Annotated in this window: 19 protein-coding genes; 7 read left to right on the top strand and 12 right to left on the bottom strand. The window is 29.2% G+C overall.

Translation table 11 applies throughout. From position 1 onward, the window contains the following. Positions 1–18: 18 nt before the first annotated feature. The 4 genes from HUE53_RS13335 to HUE53_RS13320 all read left to right on the top strand — a co-directional run bounded on the left by HUE53_RS13335 (position 19) and on the right by HUE53_RS13320 (position 5,036). Positions 19–1,347 carry a radical SAM/SPASM domain-containing protein gene (locus HUE53_RS13335; protein ID WP_077225329.1) on the top strand — a complete coding sequence of 443 codons (1,329 nt, stop codon included), beginning with the start codon at positions 19–21 and terminating at the stop codon, positions 1,345–1,347. Beyond that, positions 1,325–3,541 carry a peptidase domain-containing ABC transporter gene (locus HUE53_RS13330; protein WP_077225328.1) on the top strand — a complete coding sequence of 739 codons (2,217 nt, stop codon included), beginning with the start codon at positions 1,325–1,327 and terminating at the stop codon, positions 3,539–3,541. Before HUE53_RS13335 ends, HUE53_RS13330 begins: the two co-directional genes overlap by 23 nt. Positions 3,542–4,400: 859 nt before the next feature. Beyond that, a complete protein-coding gene (locus HUE53_RS13325; protein ID WP_014164418.1) occupies positions 4,401–4,841 on the top strand; it encodes a hypothetical protein in 441 nt (146 codons plus the stop codon). A 3-nt stretch (positions 4,842–4,844) separates the two neighbouring features. Beyond that, positions 4,845–5,036, top strand: coding sequence for a hypothetical protein (locus HUE53_RS13320; protein ID WP_014164419.1), 192 nt, complete (start codon positions 4,845–4,847; stop codon positions 5,034–5,036). Here the strand turns inward: HUE53_RS13320 and HUE53_RS13315 are convergent. Together HUE53_RS13315 and HUE53_RS13310 are read right to left on the bottom strand one after the other, a co-directional pair. Then, the gene (locus HUE53_RS13315; protein WP_014164420.1) at positions 5,031–5,498 is read right to left on the bottom strand and encodes a hypothetical protein; all 468 of its coding nucleotides are present in this window, start codon (positions 5,496–5,498) and stop codon (positions 5,031–5,033) included. The genes HUE53_RS13320 and HUE53_RS13315 overlap by 6 nt on opposite strands. 503 nt (positions 5,499–6,001) lie before the next feature. Then, a complete protein-coding gene (locus HUE53_RS13310; RefSeq protein ID WP_014164421.1) occupies positions 6,002–6,355 on the bottom strand; it encodes a hypothetical protein in 354 nt (117 codons plus the stop codon). 110 nt (positions 6,356–6,465) lie between these two features. Between HUE53_RS13310 and HUE53_RS13305 the strand changes: the two genes are divergently transcribed. Further along, positions 6,466–6,660, top strand: a complete 195-nt coding sequence (locus HUE53_RS13305; RefSeq protein WP_014164422.1) for a hypothetical protein — start codon at positions 6,466–6,468, stop codon at positions 6,658–6,660. A gap of 640 nt (positions 6,661–7,300) precedes the next feature. Here the strand turns inward: HUE53_RS13305 and HUE53_RS13300 are convergent. From HUE53_RS13300 to HUE53_RS13280, 5 genes are all read right to left on the bottom strand, one after another. Beyond that, the gene (locus HUE53_RS13300; RefSeq protein WP_014164423.1) at positions 7,301–9,520 is read right to left on the bottom strand and encodes a RelA/SpoT family protein; all 2,220 of its coding nucleotides are present in this window, start codon (positions 9,518–9,520) and stop codon (positions 7,301–7,303) included. 388 nt (positions 9,521–9,908) lie between these two features. Beyond that, positions 9,909–10,523: a DUF937 domain-containing protein gene (locus HUE53_RS13295; protein ID WP_014164424.1), complete on the bottom strand. Its 615-nt coding sequence runs from the start codon at positions 10,521–10,523 to the stop codon at positions 9,909–9,911. Positions 10,524–10,576: 53 nt separating this feature from the next. Further along, positions 10,577–11,527, bottom strand: a complete 951-nt coding sequence (locus HUE53_RS13290; RefSeq protein ID WP_065213651.1) for an NAD(P)-dependent oxidoreductase — start codon at positions 11,525–11,527, stop codon at positions 10,577–10,579. A gap of 17 nt (positions 11,528–11,544) precedes the next feature. Continuing rightward, positions 11,545–12,615: a 3-phosphoserine/phosphohydroxythreonine transaminase gene (gene serC / locus HUE53_RS13285; protein ID WP_041253321.1), complete on the bottom strand. Its 1,071-nt coding sequence runs from the start codon at positions 12,613–12,615 to the stop codon at positions 11,545–11,547. Between the two features lie 133 nt (positions 12,616–12,748). Further along, positions 12,749–13,807, bottom strand: a complete 1,059-nt coding sequence (locus HUE53_RS13280) for an acyl-CoA reductase (protein ID WP_192188569.1) — start codon at positions 13,805–13,807, stop codon at positions 12,749–12,751. Positions 13,808–13,948: 141 nt separating this feature from the next. Between HUE53_RS13280 and HUE53_RS13275 the strand changes: the two genes are divergently transcribed. Next, complete coding sequence (locus tag HUE53_RS13275) at positions 13,949–14,299, top strand: 4Fe-4S dicluster domain-containing protein (RefSeq protein ID WP_014164428.1); 351 nt, start codon at positions 13,949–13,951, stop codon at positions 14,297–14,299. Positions 14,300–14,506: 207 nt separating this feature from the next. Further along, the gene (locus HUE53_RS13270; protein ID WP_014164429.1) at positions 14,507–15,226 is read left to right on the top strand and encodes a lysoplasmalogenase family protein; all 720 of its coding nucleotides are present in this window, start codon (positions 14,507–14,509) and stop codon (positions 15,224–15,226) included. A 581-nt stretch (positions 15,227–15,807) separates the two neighbouring features. Here HUE53_RS13270 and yidD read toward each other — a convergent pair. The 5 genes from yidD to HUE53_RS13245 all read right to left on the bottom strand — a co-directional run bounded on the left by yidD (position 15,808) and on the right by HUE53_RS13245 (position 20,904). Next, on the bottom strand, positions 15,808–16,035 hold the full coding sequence (gene yidD, locus HUE53_RS13265; protein WP_014164430.1) for a membrane protein insertion efficiency factor YidD: 228 nt from the start codon (positions 16,033–16,035) through the stop codon (positions 15,808–15,810). A gap of 193 nt (positions 16,036–16,228) precedes the next feature. Beyond that, complete coding sequence (gene cysS, locus HUE53_RS13260) at positions 16,229–17,710, bottom strand: cysteine--tRNA ligase (protein WP_192188568.1); 1,482 nt, start codon at positions 17,708–17,710, stop codon at positions 16,229–16,231. Between the two features lie 73 nt (positions 17,711–17,783). After that, on the bottom strand, positions 17,784–18,455 hold the full coding sequence (gene folE, locus HUE53_RS13255) for a GTP cyclohydrolase I FolE (RefSeq protein ID WP_014164432.1): 672 nt from the start codon (positions 18,453–18,455) through the stop codon (positions 17,784–17,786). A 75-nt stretch (positions 18,456–18,530) separates the two neighbouring features. Further along, positions 18,531–19,724 carry a pyridoxal phosphate-dependent aminotransferase gene (locus HUE53_RS13250; protein ID WP_065213650.1) on the bottom strand — a complete coding sequence of 398 codons (1,194 nt, stop codon included), beginning with the start codon at positions 19,722–19,724 and terminating at the stop codon, positions 18,531–18,533. Between the two features lie 685 nt (positions 19,725–20,409). Next, positions 20,410–20,904 (bottom strand): c-type cytochrome, encoded by a 495-nt coding sequence (locus tag HUE53_RS13245; protein ID WP_014164434.1) that lies wholly within the window; start codon positions 20,902–20,904, stop codon positions 20,410–20,412. Between the last annotated feature and the right edge of the window lies 1 nt (position 20,905).

The following is a 20,905-nucleotide window of genomic DNA, read 5'->3' as shown; positions in this document are numbered from 1 at the left end:
TATAAACTAACATAAAATATGAAAAAATATAGTCGCTTTAATACGATATTGCCTTATAAAGGAAAATATGCGTTGTATAATTCATTAGAACAAAAGGCTCTTTTTATAGAAAAAGAATTAAAAGAACTTTTAGAAGCCTCTATTATAGAAGGTGTTAATAACTTAAAAGAAATACATCCCACTTTTTTTGATTATCTATCAGAAAACAATTTTTTGATTAATAACGATATAGATGAGACAGAAAAAGTAAAAAAAATTAGCAAAAAAGCAGATGAAAATTTTTCTACTTTTTTATTAACAGTAAATCCTACTATGAACTGCAATTTCAAATGTTGGTATTGTTATGAAACGCATATAAAAGATTCTAAATTAGATTATTCAGTTCTAGATTCAGTAAAAAAAATGGTTACTAAAACCATTTCAAAACCTGAAATGAAATATTTTTCATTATCATTTTTTGGAGGAGAACCCTTGCTATATTTTAAAACGAATGTAATCCCGCTGATAGATCACGTAAGAGAAGAAAGTATTTATTACGATAAAAAATACTCAGTAAGCTTTACTACGAATGGGTATTTAGTTAGCGACCATTTTATAGACTATTTTAAAAACCATGATATGTATGCTAGTTTGCAAATTACTTTGGATGGTTATAAAGAAGAACATGATGAAGTCCGATTTGTAAATAAAAAGAAAGGAAGTTACGATGAAATTATAACCAATGTTAAAAAATTACTTCTAAATGAACGTTTTAACATTACTCTTCGTATCAATTACACCGATAAAAATATTCATAATTGTTTTAAAATAATAGATGATTTTGAAGACATTCCAATGGAAATTAGGAAAGAAAAATTACTTATAGATTTTCATCGCGTATGGCAGAACGATCAGTTAGATGATAGTAATAAAGTTTTAATGAATCATGTGGAAATCATGGAATCGAAAGGGTTTAAGACTCATGTTATTTATTCTCCAAACAATGTAAAAGCATCGTGTTATGCAGATAAAAGAAATAGTGCAACCATAAATTATAATGGTGATTTATTTAAATGTACGGCAAGAGATTTTCTTTCTGAAAATAGAGCAGGATATATATCAAAAGAAGGTGATTTAATTTGGGAAAACGGTTATTTAGATAAAAGAATGAATTCTAAATTTAAAAACAAACCTTGCCTTACTTGTAAAATTATGCCCTTATGTAATGGCGGATGTACACAACATGCTATGGAAAACGAAGGAAAAGAATATTGTGTTTTTCATGGAGATGAATCTGAAAAAGATAAAGTTGTTTTAACCAAGATAGAGGAAATATTACAAGAAAATGCTACGTTACAAGAAGCCTAAAGTCACTTTTTACAATCAGCTTGAAAGTACTGATTGTGGAGCTGCATGTTTGGCTATGATTATTAGTTATCATGGTAAAAAAGTTTCTTTATCACAAGTAAAAGAACAGTTTGAATTGACCAGAATAGGAGTCTCTATTCAAGATATTATTCAAGTGGCATCAAATATAGGATTTCAAACAGTAGCTCTAAAACTAACACAAGAACAACTGGAAGAAATTCCATTACCCTCAATTTTGTATTGGAAACAAGAACATTTTGTAGTACTTGAAAAAATAATACACAAAAAAGGAGAGACTTTATATTACATACTTGATCCAGGTTATGGTAAAATAATTTTAGAAAGAAATATTTTTGCAAAAGAATGGCAGGGAAACAATGAAAAAGGAGTGGGTATCGTATTTCAAGAAACTGAAAATTTTAAAAAATTTAAGTGGCAAGAAGAAATAAAAAAAGAGCTATTAAAATCACCCTCCTTTACGACCGCCTACTCGTTTTTAAAAAACAACAAATGGAAATATGTAAGTTCAATTATACTATTAATTATTAGCTTGATAACTTCCTTTTTTATTCCATTTACTTTTCAAAAAGTTATTGATTCTGGTATTGTTTTAAAAGATATTCATGTCGTTTACTATTTTTTAGCTGCACAACTTGTACTTTTTATATCTAGTTTTATCTCGGATTTTTTAAGTACATTACTTTTAACAAAAATAAATTATCAGTTAAGTATTCTACTAAAAGAAAACTTATTATTAAAATTAATGCGTTTGCCTATTCGTTTTTTTGATACAAGGCTTAATACCGAAACATTACAACGGATTCAAGACCAAAACAAAATACAAAATTTTATTACTTGGAAAGGAATTGATTTTACTTTAAGTATTTTTAACATATTTATCTTTAGTGGCTTACTTTGTTATTTTAATCCTATTATATTTAGTATATATATTACTATATCCGTATTATCAATAGTTTGGGTCGTCTTTTTTTTACGTAAAAGAGCGATGTTAGAATACGCTATGTTTTTAGGACAATCTGAAAACAGCAATGGTATTTACGAATTCATAATGAATATGCCAGAAATTAAAATAAATCATGCACAATATAAGATCGTAAACAAAATATTAAACGTTCAAAAAAAATTAAATAAGCTAGAACTTCGTAACTTATTTTTGAATATGTATCAAAATATAGGAGTAGAATTTTTAAGCAAATTCAAAGAAATTATAGCTATTGCTATCTGTTCTTATTTTATTATAAAAGGGCAAATGACATTAGGAACACTATTGAGTATTTCGTACGTGATAGGTCAATTAACAAATCCTATTCAAAACTTCGTAATATTTGTTAGAGATACCCAAGATGCTACAATTGCAAATAAACGAATAAGCGAAATTTACGATAACAAAGAGGAAGATAATAAAACAAAAACAAATATAGAAAAGACTACTTTTCATACCATAAATATACAAGAAGTATCTTTTAAATATCCTGGAAATTTTAACCCATTTGTTTTAGAAAATCTTTCCTTTTCAATCCCTAAAAATAGTATTACTGCAATTGTGGGAGCAAGTGGAAGTGGAAAAACATCTCTTTTGAAATTATTATTGTCCTATTATCCTCCTACAAAAGGAAATATTCAGTTAGATACACTTGATTTACAAGAGGCTTCTGCTAACCATTGGAGAAAAAAATGTGGAATTGTTTTGCAAGATGGAAAAATATTTAGTGGAACAATAGCAGAAAATATTGCAATAGCAGATGAAATAATTGATGAAGATAAATTAATTAATGCTGCCAAAACAGCTAATATATTAGAATTAATAAAAGTGTTGCCTATGGGATTTAATACTAAGATAGGTAATTCAGGAATTGAGCTAAGTGGAGGGCAAAAACAGCGCATCCTAATTGCTCGTGCGGTTTATAAAAACCCCGATTTTATCTTTTTTGATGAAGCCACTTCCGCACTAGATGCCGAAAATGAAAAAATAATTCATGATAATTTACAAGAATTTTTTAAAGGAAAGACAGTTGTAATTATCGCACATCGTTTATCAACTGTAAAAAATGCAGATCAAATAATTGTATTAAAACAAGGACAAATAGTAGAAAAAGGGAAGCATCAAGAACTTGTAGATAAAAAAGAAGATTATTTTAACTTAGTTAAAAACCAACTAGAATTAGGGAACTAATAACTAAAAAATATTCTGTCAAAGATGAGAAGTACCTCTATTTTTTAATCAATACAATTAAAGAATCTTTTAATAATTAAGACGAATAAATGAGTATAAATGATACCCAATGCCTATTTTGAGAATAAAAAAAAGCTTTTGTGTTTTTTTTATAAGTATGTAAAGATAATGTTATATTTAACAAAATATACGGAAAAACCATAATTAAATTAATTTAAAACCAAGTAAATTGCGCCCCGTAAAACTTCTTGATTAACAGTAACTAAAGTAAAATTTTATTTATTGTTAGGAGGAACTTTTGCTGTTTACTTTATAAGATAAAAAAACAGCAAAAATTACAGTAAAAATAGAAAAGAGGGATTGGACCCCCACTTAAATGAAAACTCTGAAAAGAATATAAGAGTAAAATGAGCGCTAATACCTCCGGTGTTTAAAAGTGATTTATAAAAAATAGCTTGTTTAACTTTTGTATCTTTTAGAGTTTTTAAAAAGATAAAATAAAATTCTTAATATAGATGTACTCCAGTGATGGGAAAATATATGTAAACTTCTAAATAAAAAGTTCTTGTGTAATATACGTGATTTACATAAAAGGCAACAAAGAAATGCTATGTTCATTTTTTTGAAAACCAGCATCAGTTGTTTTTTTGTAAATTAAGATATCCTTGTGTAAGTGTACAATATTTTAAATATCAGCAATCTTTTATGATTAGAATGAGGTATACTTATTGAAAAAAAATATTAATTAGAATCAGAAAACCCACTCAAGGGATGAGTGATTTGGGTAATGAGTACTTTTGTTTAGAAATATAAAAAAAATTAAAGTAAGGAATAATTGACCTCCAAGAATTGATTAAAAATGTATAGAACGTTAGGCTCAATATGTATTATAGCATCTGCTTTAATATCTTATCTAGATAAATATGTAATGGTTTATAATATTAATTTTAATAATAATCATGGTTATAATAATTCGGCAGATTTAGTTTGGGCAACTTCTATTATTATAGCTCCTCTTTTGTTAATTATAGGAGCTAACATGAGGCCCTACAAGATTAGTTATATATTTCCTGTTTACACTTATACAACTTATTTATTTTGGGTGTTTAGAGAAGATAAAACAGATTATGGATGGCCTAAATTTTATGCTGTTTTTGTAACCCTTTTATTTATTGTTTTTATGATAGGAATGTCCAAAATAAAGAAAAAGGAAAAGATAGAAAAAGAAGAGATCAAAAAGAAAATTATGTTTCTTGAAAAAATGCTCGATTTGTCGTACATAGTAATAAATAAGTATTAGCTTATGAGTAAGTACGATGAATTAATACGTCTTTCAAAATTAGCCAATGAGTCGTATGATAATAACGAAATTGATGAAGAAACGGTTAGGAAGATATTTTCTCAATGTTTGAAAGAATACAGGAGAATACAAGCTGAAGAGAATTCAAAGATGAAAAAAAAATGTATTAATATGTTCTTTAAAAAGCCTCTATAATAGAGGCTTTTCTGTTTTTTCTCTCATTTTATTTAATTGATTGATTAATTCTTTCTCTTTAAATGTTTCATATAAATAATCAACTTTGTCGTCAATTGTTTTTACTAAATGATCATATTGCGTACTTGAATATTTTTCCTTATAAAAGGAAACCTGCTCTCTTAAAAAATCATTTTGTTCTTTAAGAAAAGTAATTGTATCATAAGCTGTTTTTAATTCTATTTTTAAAGAATCTATCTCAAATAATTCATCTGTATTAAGATTTACCTTAGAAAATTGATTTAAATCATTTTGATTAACTAAATAATTATGTAATATTCTTAGGGTAGATTTTCTTGGTTTTTTTGAAGTTCCATTAAGTATTTTGTTAATACCTACTTCTGTAAGTTTTGTTTTTTCAGCTATTTTATAACCTGTTAAACCTCTTTTTTTAATTTCTAAAATTATAGAATTAGCATCCATTTTTATTCATTTTAGCTTTTAAAAGCATAATAGTTATGTTAAAAAAATATATTTAGTTTTGTATTTACATAACTATTATGTATGTTTGTCTCACACAAATCTAGCAAAAAAAACTAATTGTTTGAATTGAGAAATACAAAACAATAGTAATATATAAAGAAATAGTTAAAATATTTTAAATTCTCTAAATATAGAATAAAATAAAAAAATATAAGTAAAACTTCTTAAATTTATGACTCATGTTTATCCTTTAAAAAAGTAAAGTTGTTTTTTATATCCATTGGAATATGAATAGATTGTTAAATAAAAACATCCTTAGATTAATTTGAGAAAAATGGGAGATAAGATAGTAAAATTAATATAGTAAGATGCAGATATACATAATTAAGTTGGTTAATGATAAGGGGGAAATTAACTAACACGAAATAAATTTTATTTAGAATTATTTAATTAAAACATAATTATTGTAAGATTTCAACATTTTTAGAGGGTTCTATTTTTTATTATTTTGTTAGACGAGTTTTTAAGGCGTGATTTTCTTCTGTAAGTATATTTATCTTTTCCTTTAATAAATTTATTATTTCTTCTCTTGCTTCTGCTAGTTCTTTATAATTTATTTTTTCATTATCATTAATATTTTTCTCAGTGGTACAATCTTTTAACATATTGCCCTCTCCTTTTAATAGCCATTCTGGGTTCAGGTCTTTATAGTGTTCTATAATTTTCAAATAGTTATCTGTTCTTATAGCTCCCCTTTTATCAAGGTAACCCATTGCAAAGCCTAATTCTTTACAAAATTTATAGGGTGTAATTGTTTTGTAATTAATATATTGTAGGATTCTTTCTTGGATGGACATGGTGTTTGAAAAAAAGTTAATAAATCATAATTTGTTTGAAAAAAAGTATATATATTTGCTTGTGCTCTTTATGAGTACATTTACAAATGTAAATATAATAAAGTAAGTTTATGGGGTCGTCAATTAATTTAGGTACTAAACATCATCAAGTTCTTAGAAAAGAGTTTCAAGAGGTTTCAAGACAAACAATTTATAGCGCTCTTAGATATTTTAATAATTCGGAAACAGCACAAAAAATTCGTAACCGAGCTATTGAGTTATTAGAAGAAGAAATAAAAGAGTATAAGGATTTTAATAATAAATAGTATACTTGAATTAGTTTTTAATATTGAGTAAAAGAATAAAGTCATAAATTATGTGTTTATATATACCTTCAAATATGTTGAACTAAAAAGTTTACTATTTATTTTATTACTTTATGCTATAGAGTAATTTTTAATTTTTTATCACACAGATCTAAATTATTTTATTGTGGATTTTTAATCGTTAACAAAGATACAAGGAAGATGGGGACTTTTTTGTTATTTCTTAGTTATTTAGTTATTAAATTATCATATCAATAAATTACATATCCAAATAGGTATGGTCTTTTGGCTGTGGGTATTTTAATCTCAAGCAAAAAGCTTAAGATAAAAAGGGCTGGTTTTACAAGAGTTAAAACCAGCCCAAATGTTTTTATAGCAGTTCTTTTTCATTGAATTTTAGGGTTAAGTATGGGTAGTAAATTAAAAATTTGTCTTGGTTACTATAATCACAAAATAAGTAATAGTAATTTGTTTTATAACAGTAAGGGGGCTTTAGTACCATAAAATAGTTTGACGGTTATTTTATAAAAGTTCTGTAATTTTTTCTAGAAATAGCCTTTATTACACACCCCCTTTTTTTTAATAAAAGGGGGGTAAAATTGTTAATATTTTTATTACTTATAAAAAAATAATTGTTCTATTAATTGGTGTATTCTCTTGTTACTTTTTCAACACCATCAATCTTTTTAATTCCTTCTATCATTTTTTTAAGTATAGAAATGTTAGGCACTATAACTGTTATATGTCCTGTAAAAAGACCTGCTTCACCACTTAAAGAAATACTTTGGATATTTACATTTAAATTATTAGAAATCACTCTAGTTAATTCATTGGTAAGACCCAGAGTATCCATTCCTGTAATTTTTAAGGTAGCTTTAAAATCTTGTTGTGTAGAATCAATCCATTTTGCAGGAATAATGCGATAAGCATAATTAGATTGCAAACTGATAGCATTGGGACAATCTTTTTTATGTACCTTGATGCCTTCGTTTATTGTTACAAAACCAAAAACAGGGTCACCAGGTATGGGGTTGCAACAGCTAGATAGTTTATAATCTAGACGATCTTGTTCAATTCCAAATACAAGGAGGTCGTATTTTTGAGTAATTTCTTCTTTTTGAATTATTTCTGGATTAGTTATTTGTCCTTTTTTTATTTTTCCTCTGAAGAAATTAATAAAGGTGTTGCTTTTTTGTGAAGCATAATCTTTTAGTTGTTGATTGTCTATAGAGCCAATACCAACTCTGTAAAAAAGGTCTAAACTGGTCTTTAATCTTAAAAAAGCAACGAGTTCGTTAATTATGTTTTCATTGAAATTTATTTTTAAATGGCGAAGTTTTCTTTCTAAAATTTCTTTTCCATCTTCTGCTATTTTTTTTGTATTTTCATTTAAAACATTTCTAATTTTATTTTTAGCTCGGGAAGTAGTAACATAATCTAACCATGTAACAGTGGGTTTTTGATGTGCAGAAGTAATGATTTCTACTTGATCACCACTTTTTAATTCATGATTTAATGGAACTAATTTACCATTAACTCGTGTCCCACGTGTTTTTATGCCTATTTCTGAATGTACCGAAAAAGCAAAATCTAAGGCAGTAGCTCCTTTAGGTAAGGATTTGATTTCTCCTTTTGGAGTAAATACATAAATTTCTTTTGCATAAAGGTTCATTTTAAAATCTTCAACAAAGTCAACAGCATTGCTATCAGCATTTTCGAGTGCTTCTCTTAAAAGATTTAGCCAAGTGTCGAGACTGCTTTCTTCAGTAGCACCTTGTTTATATTTGTAATGTGCAGCATAACCTTTTTCAGCAATTTCATCCATTCGTTCGCTTCTAACTTGTATTTCTACCCAGCGACCTAAGGGCCCCATAACGGTTATATGTAGCGCTTCATAACCTGTAGATTTGGGAGAAGAAATCCAATCTCTTAAACGACTGGGTGAAGGACGGTAATGATCTGTAACTATGGAATAAATTTTCCAAGCAAGAAATTTTTCGTCATGTGGATTGGATTTGTATACAATACGCAAAGCAAATTTGTCATATACTTCATCAAAACTTACTTTTTGTGCAGCCATTTTTCTTCGAATGGAATAAATAGATTTGGGTCTTCCTTTTATAATATAATCTATTCCTTCTTCATCTAATGATCTTTGCAAGATATCGGAGATACTTTTTATATAAGCATCTTGTTCTTCTTTGGACTCTTTAATTTTACCTACAATATCATTATAAACAGAAGGTTCGGTGTATTTTAATCCTAAATCTTCTAATTTGGTTTTTATGTTATAAAGGCCAAGACGATGGGCTAATGGAGCATAAATATAAAGTGTTTCAGAAGCAATTTTTAATTGTTTATGCTCTGCCATTGATTCCATGGTTTGCATATTATGCAAGCGATCAGCTAATTTAATGATAATAACTCGAACATCGTCATTGAGTGTCAATAACATTTTTCTAAAATTTTCGGCTTGCATCGAGATGTTCATATCTTTTTTGACTTGCGAAATTTTAGTTAAACCAGCTACTAATTGAGCTACTTTTGGGTTGAATGCTTTTTCTATTTCTTCTACGGATATATCTGTATCTTCTACCACATCATGTAATAATGCAGCGGCTATACCTGTAGCTCCTAATCCAATTTCTCCTGCTACAATTTTTGCAACAGCTATAGGATGGAATATATAAGCTTCACCCGATTTTCTTCTTTGGTCTTGATGAGCATCAACCGCAAAATCAAACGCTTTACGGATCAACTTTTTATCTTCATCACTCAAAGTTTGATAACTTATACGAAGTAATTCTTTATATTCTTGAGCGATTGCTTTATTTTCTTTTTCGATATCGATTTCAACCATTGCTTTTGGGGTATATGTGTTGTTTAAATTTAATAAAAATCCAATAAAAATCCAATTGTATGGTAATGATTATTTTTTGAATAAAAGGAGGAATAGTTATGACTGAAAATTACTCTGTTGTTATGATATTATATGTTTGTTAATTTGATAGGGGGGATTTTTGTAGCCTCATATTTTTAGTATTGAAAGTGATTCATAGATGGAAAAAGGTTTTAAAATTTATTATTTAAGCGGCTTGAACCAGACTCTAATTGGTATTTATAAAAACAGATCACTACATTATTTTGTTGGAGTGATCTATTTTTAAAGATAAGATTATTTTAGAACCAATTTTTATGAATTAAAATAAAGTTTACTTTATTTTAAAAGTTTTACTTGAGTTCTTGTATTATTTTCCCAAAAGGTTTCCTAATAGACCTCCTAATCCTCCTTTTTTAGTTGCTACAGCAACAGCGTCTCCAATACCTAACTGACCATCACCATCTTGGTCTAACAATGATGTAATGTTTGAATTACCTATACTATTTCCCCCTAATAGGTTTCCTAATAAACCTCCTAAATCAGTTCCATTTTGTACGTTAGCCGATTTTGCTTTGTCTGCTAAAAAGGACATTAATAGGGGAGCAGCCATTTGTAAAATAGAGCTGATTTTATCATTTGAAACACCTGTTGATAAACTTAAGTTATTTTCTAAATTAGATTGATTGTTGCCTAAAATATGACCTAAGATTTTTCCACCCTCTTGTGGGTCTGTTCCGCCATTAAATAGATCTCCAATAGTATCTAATAAATTTCCATTGTGTTTACCATTTAGTAAAGCGCCTAGTAATCCTCCTGCATTTGTTTCGGTATTTGAATTATTTTGCATAGCATTTACTAATTGAGGGAGGGCAGAGCTTAACACACTTGAAGTTTCTCCTTCTGAAGTACCTACTTTATTACTGATATTAGTAACTATTTGTTTTCCTAAATCGCTATTGATTAAATCTGAAATTCCTGACATTTTATGTGTTTTTTGGTTATGACTATAAAAATAATGATTAAAATTGATATTTGTTATGTATATAAATCAATAATTTTATGAGCCATTTCAATACTCATGTTTTCAAAAGTTTCAGTAGTAGATCCTCCAATATGTGGAGTTAATGAAATATCAGGGTGCATTAATAACTGTACAGCAGGATTAGGTTCTCCTTGAAAAACATCTAAACCAGCAAAACTAATTTTTTTATTTTCTAAATACTCAATCAAATCTACCTCATTGATGAGTTCCCCTTTGGAACAATTGATTATTCCTACCCCTTGTTTCATTCTTTTGAATTCAGTAGCAGTTAAGAGGTATTTTTCTTGTGGAGGTATGTGCAATGATATAAAATCGGCTAAAGGGAGTAGATCATCTAAAGGCATTAGATCTAAAGGGATTGTAGTTTTTTGACCTGTGTAAAATTCAATTTCAACAGAGGTTTGTTTTCTTTCATTTGCTGTAGCAATGACTTTCATTCCTAGTGCTAATGCTTTTTGAGCAACGGCTTTACCAATTTTTCCAAATCCTATAATTCCTAAGGTTTTTCCTTTTAATTCTAAACCAGTACTGTATACTTTTTTTAGTTGATTAAAATGAGTATCACCTTCTAAAGGCATATTCCTATTAGAATCATGTAAATATCGAGCTCCTGAAATAAGGTGTCCTATTGCTAATTCAGCAACGGCATTTACCGAAGCGTTTGGTGTGTTTAATAGTTTTATAGTGTTTGGATGGTTAGTATCTATTATAATGTTATCCATTTCAAGACCCAACTTGCCTATTATTTTTAAATTAGGACAAGTATTTATGATAGATTGATTGATTTTGGTAGCATTGCCTACAATAAGTATTTCTATTTGGTTTTTATTTAAATAGTTACTTAGTTGTTCTTGTGCTACTTTAGTAGTTAATACTTCAAAGCCATTGTTATCTAATAATAAAAGGGCTTGATTGGATAAACCATCATTGGCTAATATTTTCATCTATAAAGCGTTGTTTTTTAAACTAAATTTTCAAATTCTCGCATTACATCTACTAAAACGTGAACACTATTTAGTGGTAAAGCATTATAAAGAGAGGCTCTATAGCCACCAACAGAACGATGTCCTTTTAGTCCCGAAATACCTGCTTTTTCCCAAAGTTGATCAAAGATGGATTCGTGCTTTGGATTTTCTAAAACAAATGTGGCATTCATTAGGCTTCTATCTTCTGTAGTGGCCGTTCCTTTAAATAAGGGATTTCGGTCTATTTCGTTATATAAAAGATCGGCTTTTTCCTTATTTATTTTTTCAATACTGTGAATTCCCCCCATTTTTTTTAGCCATTGCAATGTTAGTAAAGAGGCATAGATAGAAAATACGGGCGGAGTATTATACATACTTTCTTTGGCAATATGTAGTTGATAATCTAACATAGATGGAATCATACGTCCTGTTTTTCCTAATATTTCTTCTTTTACAATTACTAAAGTTGTACCGGCAGGTCCCATATTTTTTTGAGCTCCAGCATAAATTAAATCAAATTTACTAAAGTCTAATCTTCTTGAAAAAATATCTGAACTCATGTCACAAACCATAAGCGTGTTAGTTTTGGGAAATGAATTCATTTGAGTTCCGTAGATGGTGTTATTACTGGTACAATGGAAATAGTCCAGATTGTTTGGTATTGTGTAATCTTTAGGAATATAATTATAATCTTTATTTTTGGAAGAAGCTAAGACAATGGTTTCTCCAAAAAGAGTTGCTTCTTTAATAGCTCCACTTGCCCATGTACCTGTTTCAAGATAGCCTGCTTTTCCGTTTACTTTCATTAAATTATAAGGAACCATTAAGAATTCTAGACTGGCTCCACCATGTAAAAAAAGAGCTTGATACCCTTTGTTTTCTAGTTCTAAAAGTTCAAGAGCTAAAGCACGTGCTTCTTCTATAACAGCAACAAATTCATTGCTGCGATGTGAGATTTCTAAAAGGGATAATCCCATATCGTTAAAATCTAAAATAGCCTTTGCCGATTGATCAAATACTTCTTGTGGCAAAATACAAGGGCCTGCACTATAATTGTGTTTTTTCATAGTTTGTTTTTTATTTGATTTTATTTGTAAACGATTGGCATTAATGCGCGCTTCTAAGTTAAAACGAGGTTGGTGTATATGAGTTTCTTGTTCCTTTTGTTTTTTTATGATATCTGAAAAATTGATGCTCATTTTATAGTGAATTTAAAAAAGCAATAGTGTCAATATCGTCTGCATAATCCCAAAGTTTTGGTTTTTGTGTTTGACCAAAAGAAATGCTGTTTTTAGTTAATTGATTGGAAACAATGCACTGAATGAGATCTTTATCTTTTATAAGCCGATTTTTAAGGTCTTCTAAATTTTCATAATATTCATAGAATAAGGAAGAAATAGGGGAGGCGTAACTTATATCTTCTTTTATTGTTAGAAATTCATTATCTAAAATTTTAAATAAACTCATTAAGAAAACCGCTTTGTTATAGTCATAGTTATTGGCATATTTTTCATAATTGATAATTTCACCATAAGGATAAATGGCTTCAAAAAATAATTTAAAATCATAACCTTTAGGTACGAAAATCTTGGAAACATTACGACAGCCTAATCCAAAATACCTAAAGATATCTTCACCTAATAAGAATAAGTTTTCTTTACTTTCGGTACCATCTAGTATAGCTACGGAATTTCTGTTTTTTCGTATAATAGAGGGCTTGTTTCTAAAATAATATTCAAAATAACGTGCCGTATTATTGCTTCCTGTGGCAATTACAGCATCAAAATTTTCTAATTTTTCTTTTGTAAAAAGAATTCTTTCTATGAGTTTTGGTTCTATCTTTTTTAGATAATTAGCCAAAAAGGGGAGTAATTTTTGATCATTAGATGATAATTTGGCTAATATCTTATTTCCGCTTGCTAAAACAGATATAAAATCATGGAAACCAACTAAAGGAATATTGCCAGCTAAAACAAGAGCAATTGTTTTAGGCGTTTGTTGATTATAATTATATGGAGCCAACCATTGAACTAAATTATCTTCTGTTAAGGCTTCTGCCCAAGATTGAATTGAAAAATATACTTGTTCGGGGGTAAACCACCCATTATGTGCTTTTGATGTTTGAATAAGTTCAGCAAATGAGTCAAAAAAGAGTTCATTGTGGACTACTTGGTCGTTTGCTAGATTACCTTGTGGAGTAAACTGTTTTAAGAAATTTCCTAATTTCGAAAATGCAATAATAATTTCTTTTTGTGACATAGGTTACTTGCTTATGTATGGTTTAGATTGTATTTTTGCACAAAAATAAGATATTTAGCTTTAGGCTGTATGTACTTCCTGAAGCTTTTAGAGTAGTTGAACGCTTATAGCTTAGGGCTTGAGGCATAAAGCATGAAAATTATGGCAATTATAATTACAGACGAATGTATTAACTGTGGGGCATGCGAGCCAGAGTGTCCGAATACTGCAATTTATGAAGGGGCTGATGATTGGAGATGGAAAGACGGTACAAAATTAATAGGGAAAATAGTTTTACCAGATGGAACAGAAGTAGATGCTGAAGCAGCACAAACACCTATTTCAGATGACATTTATTATATTGTTCCTGGTAAGTGTACTGAGTGTAAAGGTTTTCATGAAGAGCCACAATGTGCCGCAGTATGTCCAGTAGATTGTTGTGTTCCCGATGACAATCATGTAGAAACAGAAGAAATTTTACTAAATAGACAGTCTTTTTTACATAATGAGTGATTTTTTATGTTAAAAAAAATAACCAGCTGTTTGTAAATGAGCAGCTTTTTTTGTGTTTTTTTGTAAATAGTTGAAAAAAATGACTTGTATAGTACTAATTCCTTTTTTTATGCAATATTAAAGGAAATATATCGTGTATATTATTTCAGAAAATAAATTTAATTGTAATTTTAGATCCATAAAAAAGTTTAATTTATTGTTGAATATATGCTCAATAGCGAAAAAAAATCTCAAGAAAAAGGTTTTTTGATTTTATTTTTTATAATTGGATTATTTGAAGTTGTAGCCGAATATTTCAATGAAATTTTAATGATGTATATTTTAAAACCTTTATTAATGCCCATCATGATGTTGATGTATTGGAAGGTTTCTAGCAAAAGAAATATTTACTTTTTGTTGGCTTTGTTTTTTGTTTTAATTGCAAATATATTGTTTGTATCTAAAAATTTTAATAGTGCTATAATAGCTTCCATCTTCTTTTTTATATATAGAGGTATTGTCATATACTTAGTAATTCAGGATGAACCTATTCAAAAAAAGTTACCTGTAGTCGTTGGAACGCTTCCTTTTTTTACAGCATTTGCTTATTTAACTTTTTTGACTAAAAATGAATTAGGAAAAGGAATTTATATTTATTTGATTCAGGTATTATTCCTTTCTTTTTTAGGAGGTTTAGCTCTTTCAAATTATATGATTAAAGGGTGTAAAAAGAATTTTTGGCTCTTAATTAATGCTGTTTTTTTTGCAATTATTCAATTTGTTTTAGTTCTAAAGCTTTTTTATGTATCAATTGCTATTTTTTCTTCTATTTCTATGTTTTTATATCTTTTTGCCCAGTTTGCATTGTATAGATATATGTTAGAACGTGAAAAAGAAATTTCTAATTTTGAGGATTGTGATTCCTTTCTGATAGAAGATATAGAATAATAAGATCTTAAAATAAAAATTTTCTATTTTTAATAGAAAAGCTTATTTAAACCCAGATTACGCATTAGAAATTTGTTATGGATATAAATGACTTTGGATCTAAAAAACAACCCCTTTTTTACCCTCAATGCAACAAAACTATATGTACAGAAAATTTTTTTCGTGTCTTTTAATTTTCATCAGAAAGGCTAACGCATGATCTGGTTTTTTAAGGGTGGTGGTATTTTACGATAAAAGAAGAAGAGTTTTAAGCAAATAAAAAGTTATCTCAAAGGAATAAATTGAGCGTTTCGTTCGTTACTTCATCGGTAAGAGGAGTTTAATTATGATCTGATCCTCTAAAATTAATTGATTCAAAAGTTTGCTGTCTATATTCTTATTAGTTTCATATTTAAAAGGAACAATTATTAGAATCTTTTTGACTTGTATGCTTCAGAATATTGTTTTAAAACTTATTGTTATTGCTTAATTTAGGGCTAAATGTGGTGAATTAATTCTAATTTTAGTAAGCTAAATGAAATAAGAAAGAAAGTTAGAATATATGTTTATTGTAGAGTTTTTTAGGATCTGTAATAAAATAATTAGGGTACAGGATCATAACCGCTACCTCCCCAAGGATGACATCGTAATATACGTTTAGTTCCTAACCATAATCCTTTTAAAGGACCGTGTTTTCTTAAAGCATCTACCATGTAATGAGAGCAAGTAGGTTGGTATCTACAAGTAGCAGGCATCAAAGGTGAAAGCACGTATTGATAAATGCGTACTAGAAAAACGAGAGGAAGAGTTAATATTGTTTTTAGATTCATATTGTTTTTTAGAATAAAAAAGAGGAGACTATTCAAAAGACTGACTATCTTGATCTTTGATTCGTTATTTTGAGAGGTGAAGTTCTATAGGCCTCGTTTGTTCACTTCGGTTCGTGTTAAGGAACCGAAGTGATTAATTAAATTATTGAACGAAGTAAATGATATGCCTTTTTAGGATAGCCTATTTATGTTTTTAATAACTATAAGTTGTTCCTTCTTTACCATCTTTTAATTGAATGCCCAATTCTAATAATTGGTCTCGAATTTGATCAGATAAGGTCCAATTTTTATTGATACGTGCTTCTTTACGCATTGTAATGAGCATTTCTATTACACCATTTAATTTACTGGAATCGTACCCCGCTGCTGATTGGTTTTCGATACCTAAAATCTCAAATACGAAATCATTCATTGTTTTTCGTATTAAATCTAAATCGTTTTGTGTGATTGTTTCTTTACCGTCTTTTATGATGTTGATAATACGAGCTCCTTCAAATAAATTAGCGATTAAAATAGGAGTATTAAAATCATCATTCATGGCTTGATAGCAACTTTCTACCCATTCAGGAATATTAATAGAGGATTGATTTTTAGGTGTAATTGAATCAATATTTTTAATAGCTTCCATTAATCGGTTATAACCTTTTTCGCTTGCCATCATAGCGTCGTTAGATATATCCAATTCACTGCGATAGTGGGCTTGTAAAAAGCAAAAACGGATGATACTTGGACTGAAAGCTTTTTCAAAAAAAGTATTATCACCTGAAATTAATTCCATGGGAAGAATAAAGTTACCAGTGCTTTTGCTCATTCGTAATCCGTTCAATGTTAGCATGTTGGCGTGCATCCAATATTTTACAGGTGAAGAGCCATTGCATCCTTTTCCTTGTGCAATTTCACATTCATGATGGGGGAACTTTAAATCCATACCCCCACCGTGAATGTCAAAGCTTTCTCCTAAGTATTTGGTACTCATGGCTGTACATTCCAGGTGCCAGCCTGGAAACCCTTCGCCCCATGGGGAATTCCATCTCATGATATGTACAGGAGAAGCAGATTTCCATAACGCGAAATCTTGAGGATTTCTTTTTTCGTTTTGTCCGTCTAGATCACGCGTATTAGCAAGTAATTCATCAATATTTCTATTACTTAATTCACCATAATTAAGACCTTGTTTGTTATATTCTTCTACATCAAAATATACAGAACCTTGACTTTCGTAAGCGAAACCTTTGTTAATTAATTTTTGAATTAACTCTATTTGTTCAATAATATGTCCTGTTGCTGTAGGTTCTATATTAGGAGGTAAAAAGTTAAATAGATCTAAAACTTTATGAAAGTACACAGTATATTTCTGTACGACTTCCATAGGTTCTAATTTTTCTAAACGGGATTGTTTGACAAAACGATCATTATCTACATTTCCATCATCGGTTAAGTGTCCAGCATCTGTTATATTACGTACATAGCGAACATTATAGCCTAAATGTAATAGATAACGATAAATAACATCAAAACTCATGAAAGTTCGAACATTGCCTAAATGTACATAGTTGTATACGGTAGGACCACATACATACATACCTACATTGCCATCATGTACAGGGATAAAGGGTTCTTTTTCGCCACTTAAGGTGTTATAAACTTTTATAGGGTTGGATGTATGTAAACGCATTTGTTAAAATTTGAAAATAAGTGATTGAATTTGTGTGTTTAATAGTTTTTTGTTCAATCACTTAATTGAATACTTAAAACTTAGTTTCTAATTTTATATAGTCTAAAAATTCTTTACGAGTTGCTTCGTTTTTGAATTTACCACCAAATTCAGCAGTAACTGTGCTGCTTTCTATATCTTTAATACCGCGTGAGTTTACGCACAAGTGTTTGGCATCTATTACACAAGCTACGTCATCAGTACCTAGTACGTTTTGTAATTCTTGTACGATTTGCATGGTTAAACGTTCTTGTACTTGTGGTCGTTTTGCATAGTAATCTACTATACGATTCATTTTAGAAAGCCCTATTACAGTACCATTAGAAATGTAAGCAACATGTGCACGACCAATAATTGGTAGAAGGTGATGTTCACAAGTAGAGTAAACGACAATGTTTTTTTCTACCAACATTTCATTGTATTTATAATGGTTTAGGAAAGTTGAAGATCCTGGTTTTTTATCTGGGTTTAAGCCTCCAAAAATATCTTTAACAAACATTTTTGCCACACGATTGGGGGTACCGCTTAGGCTATCATCTGTTAAATCCATTCCCAAAGTTTTTAAAATACTTTCAACATCTTTACGGATTGAAGCAATTTTTTCTTCGTCTGATAAATCAAAAGCATCACTACGCAAAGGGGTAGTGGCGCTAGTTGCTATATGACTGTGTCCTAATTCGTCGTGAAATTCTTCGTTATGAGCCATTAATATAAATATAATTTATTTCAAAATTTTTTGAACTGCAAATATAGTGAATTACTAAAAACTAAAATAATTGTATTATTTGTTGTATGCTTTTAGTGCTTCGGCTAAAATTTGAGCCGATTTGATGATATCTTCTTTTTTTAATACGTAAGCAATACGAACTTCGTTAAGTCCTACACCTGGTGTTGAATAAAATCCAGCTGCGGGAGCTACCATTACGGTTTCTCCATTAAAATTAAAAGATTCTAAGAGCCATTGTGCGAAATCATCAGCATTTTGTACTGGTAATTGTGCAATACAGTAGAAGGCTCCTTTGGGAGTGGCAATTTTTACTCCTGGTATTTTATTCATTTCAGTAATTAGAGTATCTCTTCTGTCTTTATACTCTTTTATTACTTGATCAAAATAGCTCTGTGGTGTATCTAAAGCTGCTTCACTAGCTATTTGTTCGTAAGTAGGAGGGGAAAGTCTAGCTTGAGCAAATTTCATAGCTGTTTCCATTACTAATTTGTTTTTTGAAACAATACATCCTATACGAGCTCCACACATACTGTATCTTTTAGAAACAGAATCAATCATGATAGCATGATCTTCTATACCAGAAACGTTCATGATAGAGTAATGTTTTGCTCCTTCGTCGTAAACAAATTCACGATACACTTCGTCTGCAATCAAGAATAAATCATATTTTTTTACCAATTCGGCTAATTGGTTGATTTCATCTTGTGAATATAAATAACCTGTGGGGTTTCCAGGATTACAGATTAATATTGCCTTGGTATTAGGGGTTATTAATTTTTCAAAATCAGCAATTGGAGGTAAGGCAAAGCTTGTTTCTATTCCTGACATTACTGGAACTACTTTTACTCCAGAAGCAGTGGCAAAACCATTATAGTTTGCATAAAAAGGTTCAGGGATAATAATTTCATCATCAGAATCCATTGTGCTTCCTAGTGCAAATAATAGTGCTTCAGATCCTCCAGTTGTTATAATTATGTCTTCTTTTGTAATAGGTAATCCTATTTTATTATAACTCTCAGATAATTTTTTTCTATAGCTTTCAAAACCAGCAGAGTGGCTGTATTCTAAAACTTTAATATCGGCATTTTGAATTGCTTTTAGAGCTACTTCTGGAGTTTGAATATCTGGTTGACCAATGTTTAAATGATATACTTTGTGCCCTTTTCTTTTTGCAGTTTCTGCATAAGGTACTAACTTTCTGATAGGAGATTCTGGCATTTGAAGCCCTTTATTTGAAACTTTTGGCATGATTTAATTAATTTGGTACTGCAAATTTGCAATAAAATATTTAAATAAACATTTTTTTTAGATATTGATTTAATTGATAGCTTAATAGTGTGATCTTATATACTGTGTTTTGAACTTATTTTAAATATAAAATTATATTGTAAAATGGTCTTATATATAAAAATAAAGGAACTTCTCCCACAGATGAGGGTTTTACCCTCAGATTACGCATTGGAAATTTATTACAGATAAAAATGCCTTTGAATCTAAAAAAGGACTCCATTTTTATCCTTAACGGGAGTAAAACTACAGCTGCGGTAAAAAATTTCCGTTTTTATCTTCATCACAAAGTCTAATGTATAATCTGGGTTTAAAAGAGAGAATTTTTTTATTTAATTTGGTTTAGTTACCTAAAGGAATATTTGATACTAAAAAGAGGTATAGGAAATAAATGTTACTTATAATGAGGTTTGTATTGGTTTATAAGATACCTCTTGAATTGTTAAGTTGTTGTTTATCAAAAGAATTATTATAATAGGTATAGGATTTAAACGGTGTGATATTAAATAAGGAATATTGGTAAAAAAGAAGGTTTGTTTATACTTTATTTGATTTTTATTAATATTCCTTATTTAGAAAAATTTTGTTAGTACGTTATTTACATAATGAATATTGAAGGAGAAGCTATTATAAATCTTGGGAGGGTTTATGCGCCATCATTTTTTCTCATATATTCAAGTATGTTTCTTGCTTCTGTATCTGTAAGGTTTTGATTAGGCATGCGTAATTTACATATTTCTAATTGTTTTTTTAATTCAGGATCTTTGTCAATCATTGGATCTGGGTTGCTAATAAAATTCATAATCCATTCAGGTGTTCTTCTTTGTGTTACACCTTTCCATCCAGGGCCGATTAATTGTTCATCGGTTAATTTATGACAAGAGATGCACTTTAATCCTGCTACTTTTTCTCCTTCAGAGGCCATTTTTTGATCGATTTTAGCTCCTAATTCAACTTTGTCATATTTACCTTCTCCTTTTTGAGCATCATATTTTTCAGTGGTTTGAGAGGTAGTTTCTACTGTTCCTTCTGAAACTGTAGGTTCATTAACTGGTTTTGAAAAATCTTCTTGTTCATTGTTTTTTTTACCACAGGCAATGACTAGACTTAGAGTGAGTGCCAATACTATAAATTTTTTCATA

The sequence above is a fragment of the Flavobacterium columnare genome (assembly GCF_014844295.1).
Lineage (GTDB): Bacteria > Bacteroidota > Bacteroidia > Flavobacteriales > Flavobacteriaceae > Flavobacterium > Flavobacterium columnare.
Note: the sequence above shows the minus strand (reverse complement) of the source record. Positions and strands in the feature narration are given on the sequence as shown.

Bases quoted from the DNA above. Each gene is read 5' to 3' on its own strand.
- serC (WP_041253321.1), bottom strand. From the start codon at position 12,615: ATGAAAAAACACAATTATAGTGCAGGCCCTTGTATTTTGCCACAAGAA.
- cysS (WP_192188568.1), bottom strand. From the start codon at position 17,710: ATGCGTTTACATACATCCAACCCTATAAAAGTTTATAACACCTTAAGT.
- HUE53_RS13315 (WP_014164420.1), bottom strand. From the start codon at position 5,498: ATGGATGCTAATTCTATAATTTTAGAAATTAAAAAAAGAGGTTTAACA.
- HUE53_RS13325 (WP_014164418.1), top strand. From the start codon at position 4,401: ATGTATAGAACGTTAGGCTCAATATGTATTATAGCATCTGCTTTAATA.
- folE (WP_014164432.1), bottom strand. From the start codon at position 18,455: ATGGCTCATAACGAAGAATTTCACGACGAATTAGGACACAGTCATATA.
- HUE53_RS13305 (WP_014164422.1), top strand. From the start codon at position 6,466: ATGGGGTCGTCAATTAATTTAGGTACTAAACATCATCAAGTTCTTAGA.
- HUE53_RS13290 (WP_065213651.1), bottom strand. From the start codon at position 11,527: ATGAAAATATTAGCCAATGATGGTTTATCCAATCAAGCCCTTTTATTA.
- HUE53_RS13335 (WP_077225329.1), top strand. From the start codon at position 19: ATGAAAAAATATAGTCGCTTTAATACGATATTGCCTTATAAAGGAAAA.
- HUE53_RS13320 (WP_014164419.1), top strand. From the start codon at position 4,845: ATGAGTAAGTACGATGAATTAATACGTCTTTCAAAATTAGCCAATGAG.
- HUE53_RS13330 (WP_077225328.1), top strand. From the start codon at position 1,325: ATGCTACGTTACAAGAAGCCTAAAGTCACTTTTTACAATCAGCTTGAA.
- HUE53_RS13275 (WP_014164428.1), top strand. From the start codon at position 13,949: ATGGCAATTATAATTACAGACGAATGTATTAACTGTGGGGCATGCGAG.
- HUE53_RS13310 (WP_014164421.1), bottom strand. From the start codon at position 6,355: ATGTCCATCCAAGAAAGAATCCTACAATATATTAATTACAAAACAATT.
- HUE53_RS13300 (WP_014164423.1), bottom strand. From the start codon at position 9,520: ATGGTTGAAATCGATATCGAAAAAGAAAATAAAGCAATCGCTCAAGAA.
- HUE53_RS13295 (WP_014164424.1), bottom strand. From the start codon at position 10,523: ATGTCAGGAATTTCAGATTTAATCAATAGCGATTTAGGAAAACAAATA.
- HUE53_RS13280 (WP_192188569.1), bottom strand. From the start codon at position 13,807: ATGTCACAAAAAGAAATTATTATTGCATTTTCGAAATTAGGAAATTTC.
- HUE53_RS13245 (WP_014164434.1), bottom strand. From the start codon at position 20,904: ATGAAAAAATTTATAGTATTGGCACTCACTCTAAGTCTAGTCATTGCC.
- yidD (WP_014164430.1), bottom strand. From the start codon at position 16,035: ATGAATCTAAAAACAATATTAACTCTTCCTCTCGTTTTTCTAGTACGC.
- HUE53_RS13250 (WP_065213650.1), bottom strand. From the start codon at position 19,724: ATGCCAAAAGTTTCAAATAAAGGGCTTCAAATGCCAGAATCTCCTATC.
- HUE53_RS13270 (WP_014164429.1), top strand. From the start codon at position 14,507: ATGCTCAATAGCGAAAAAAAATCTCAAGAAAAAGGTTTTTTGATTTTA.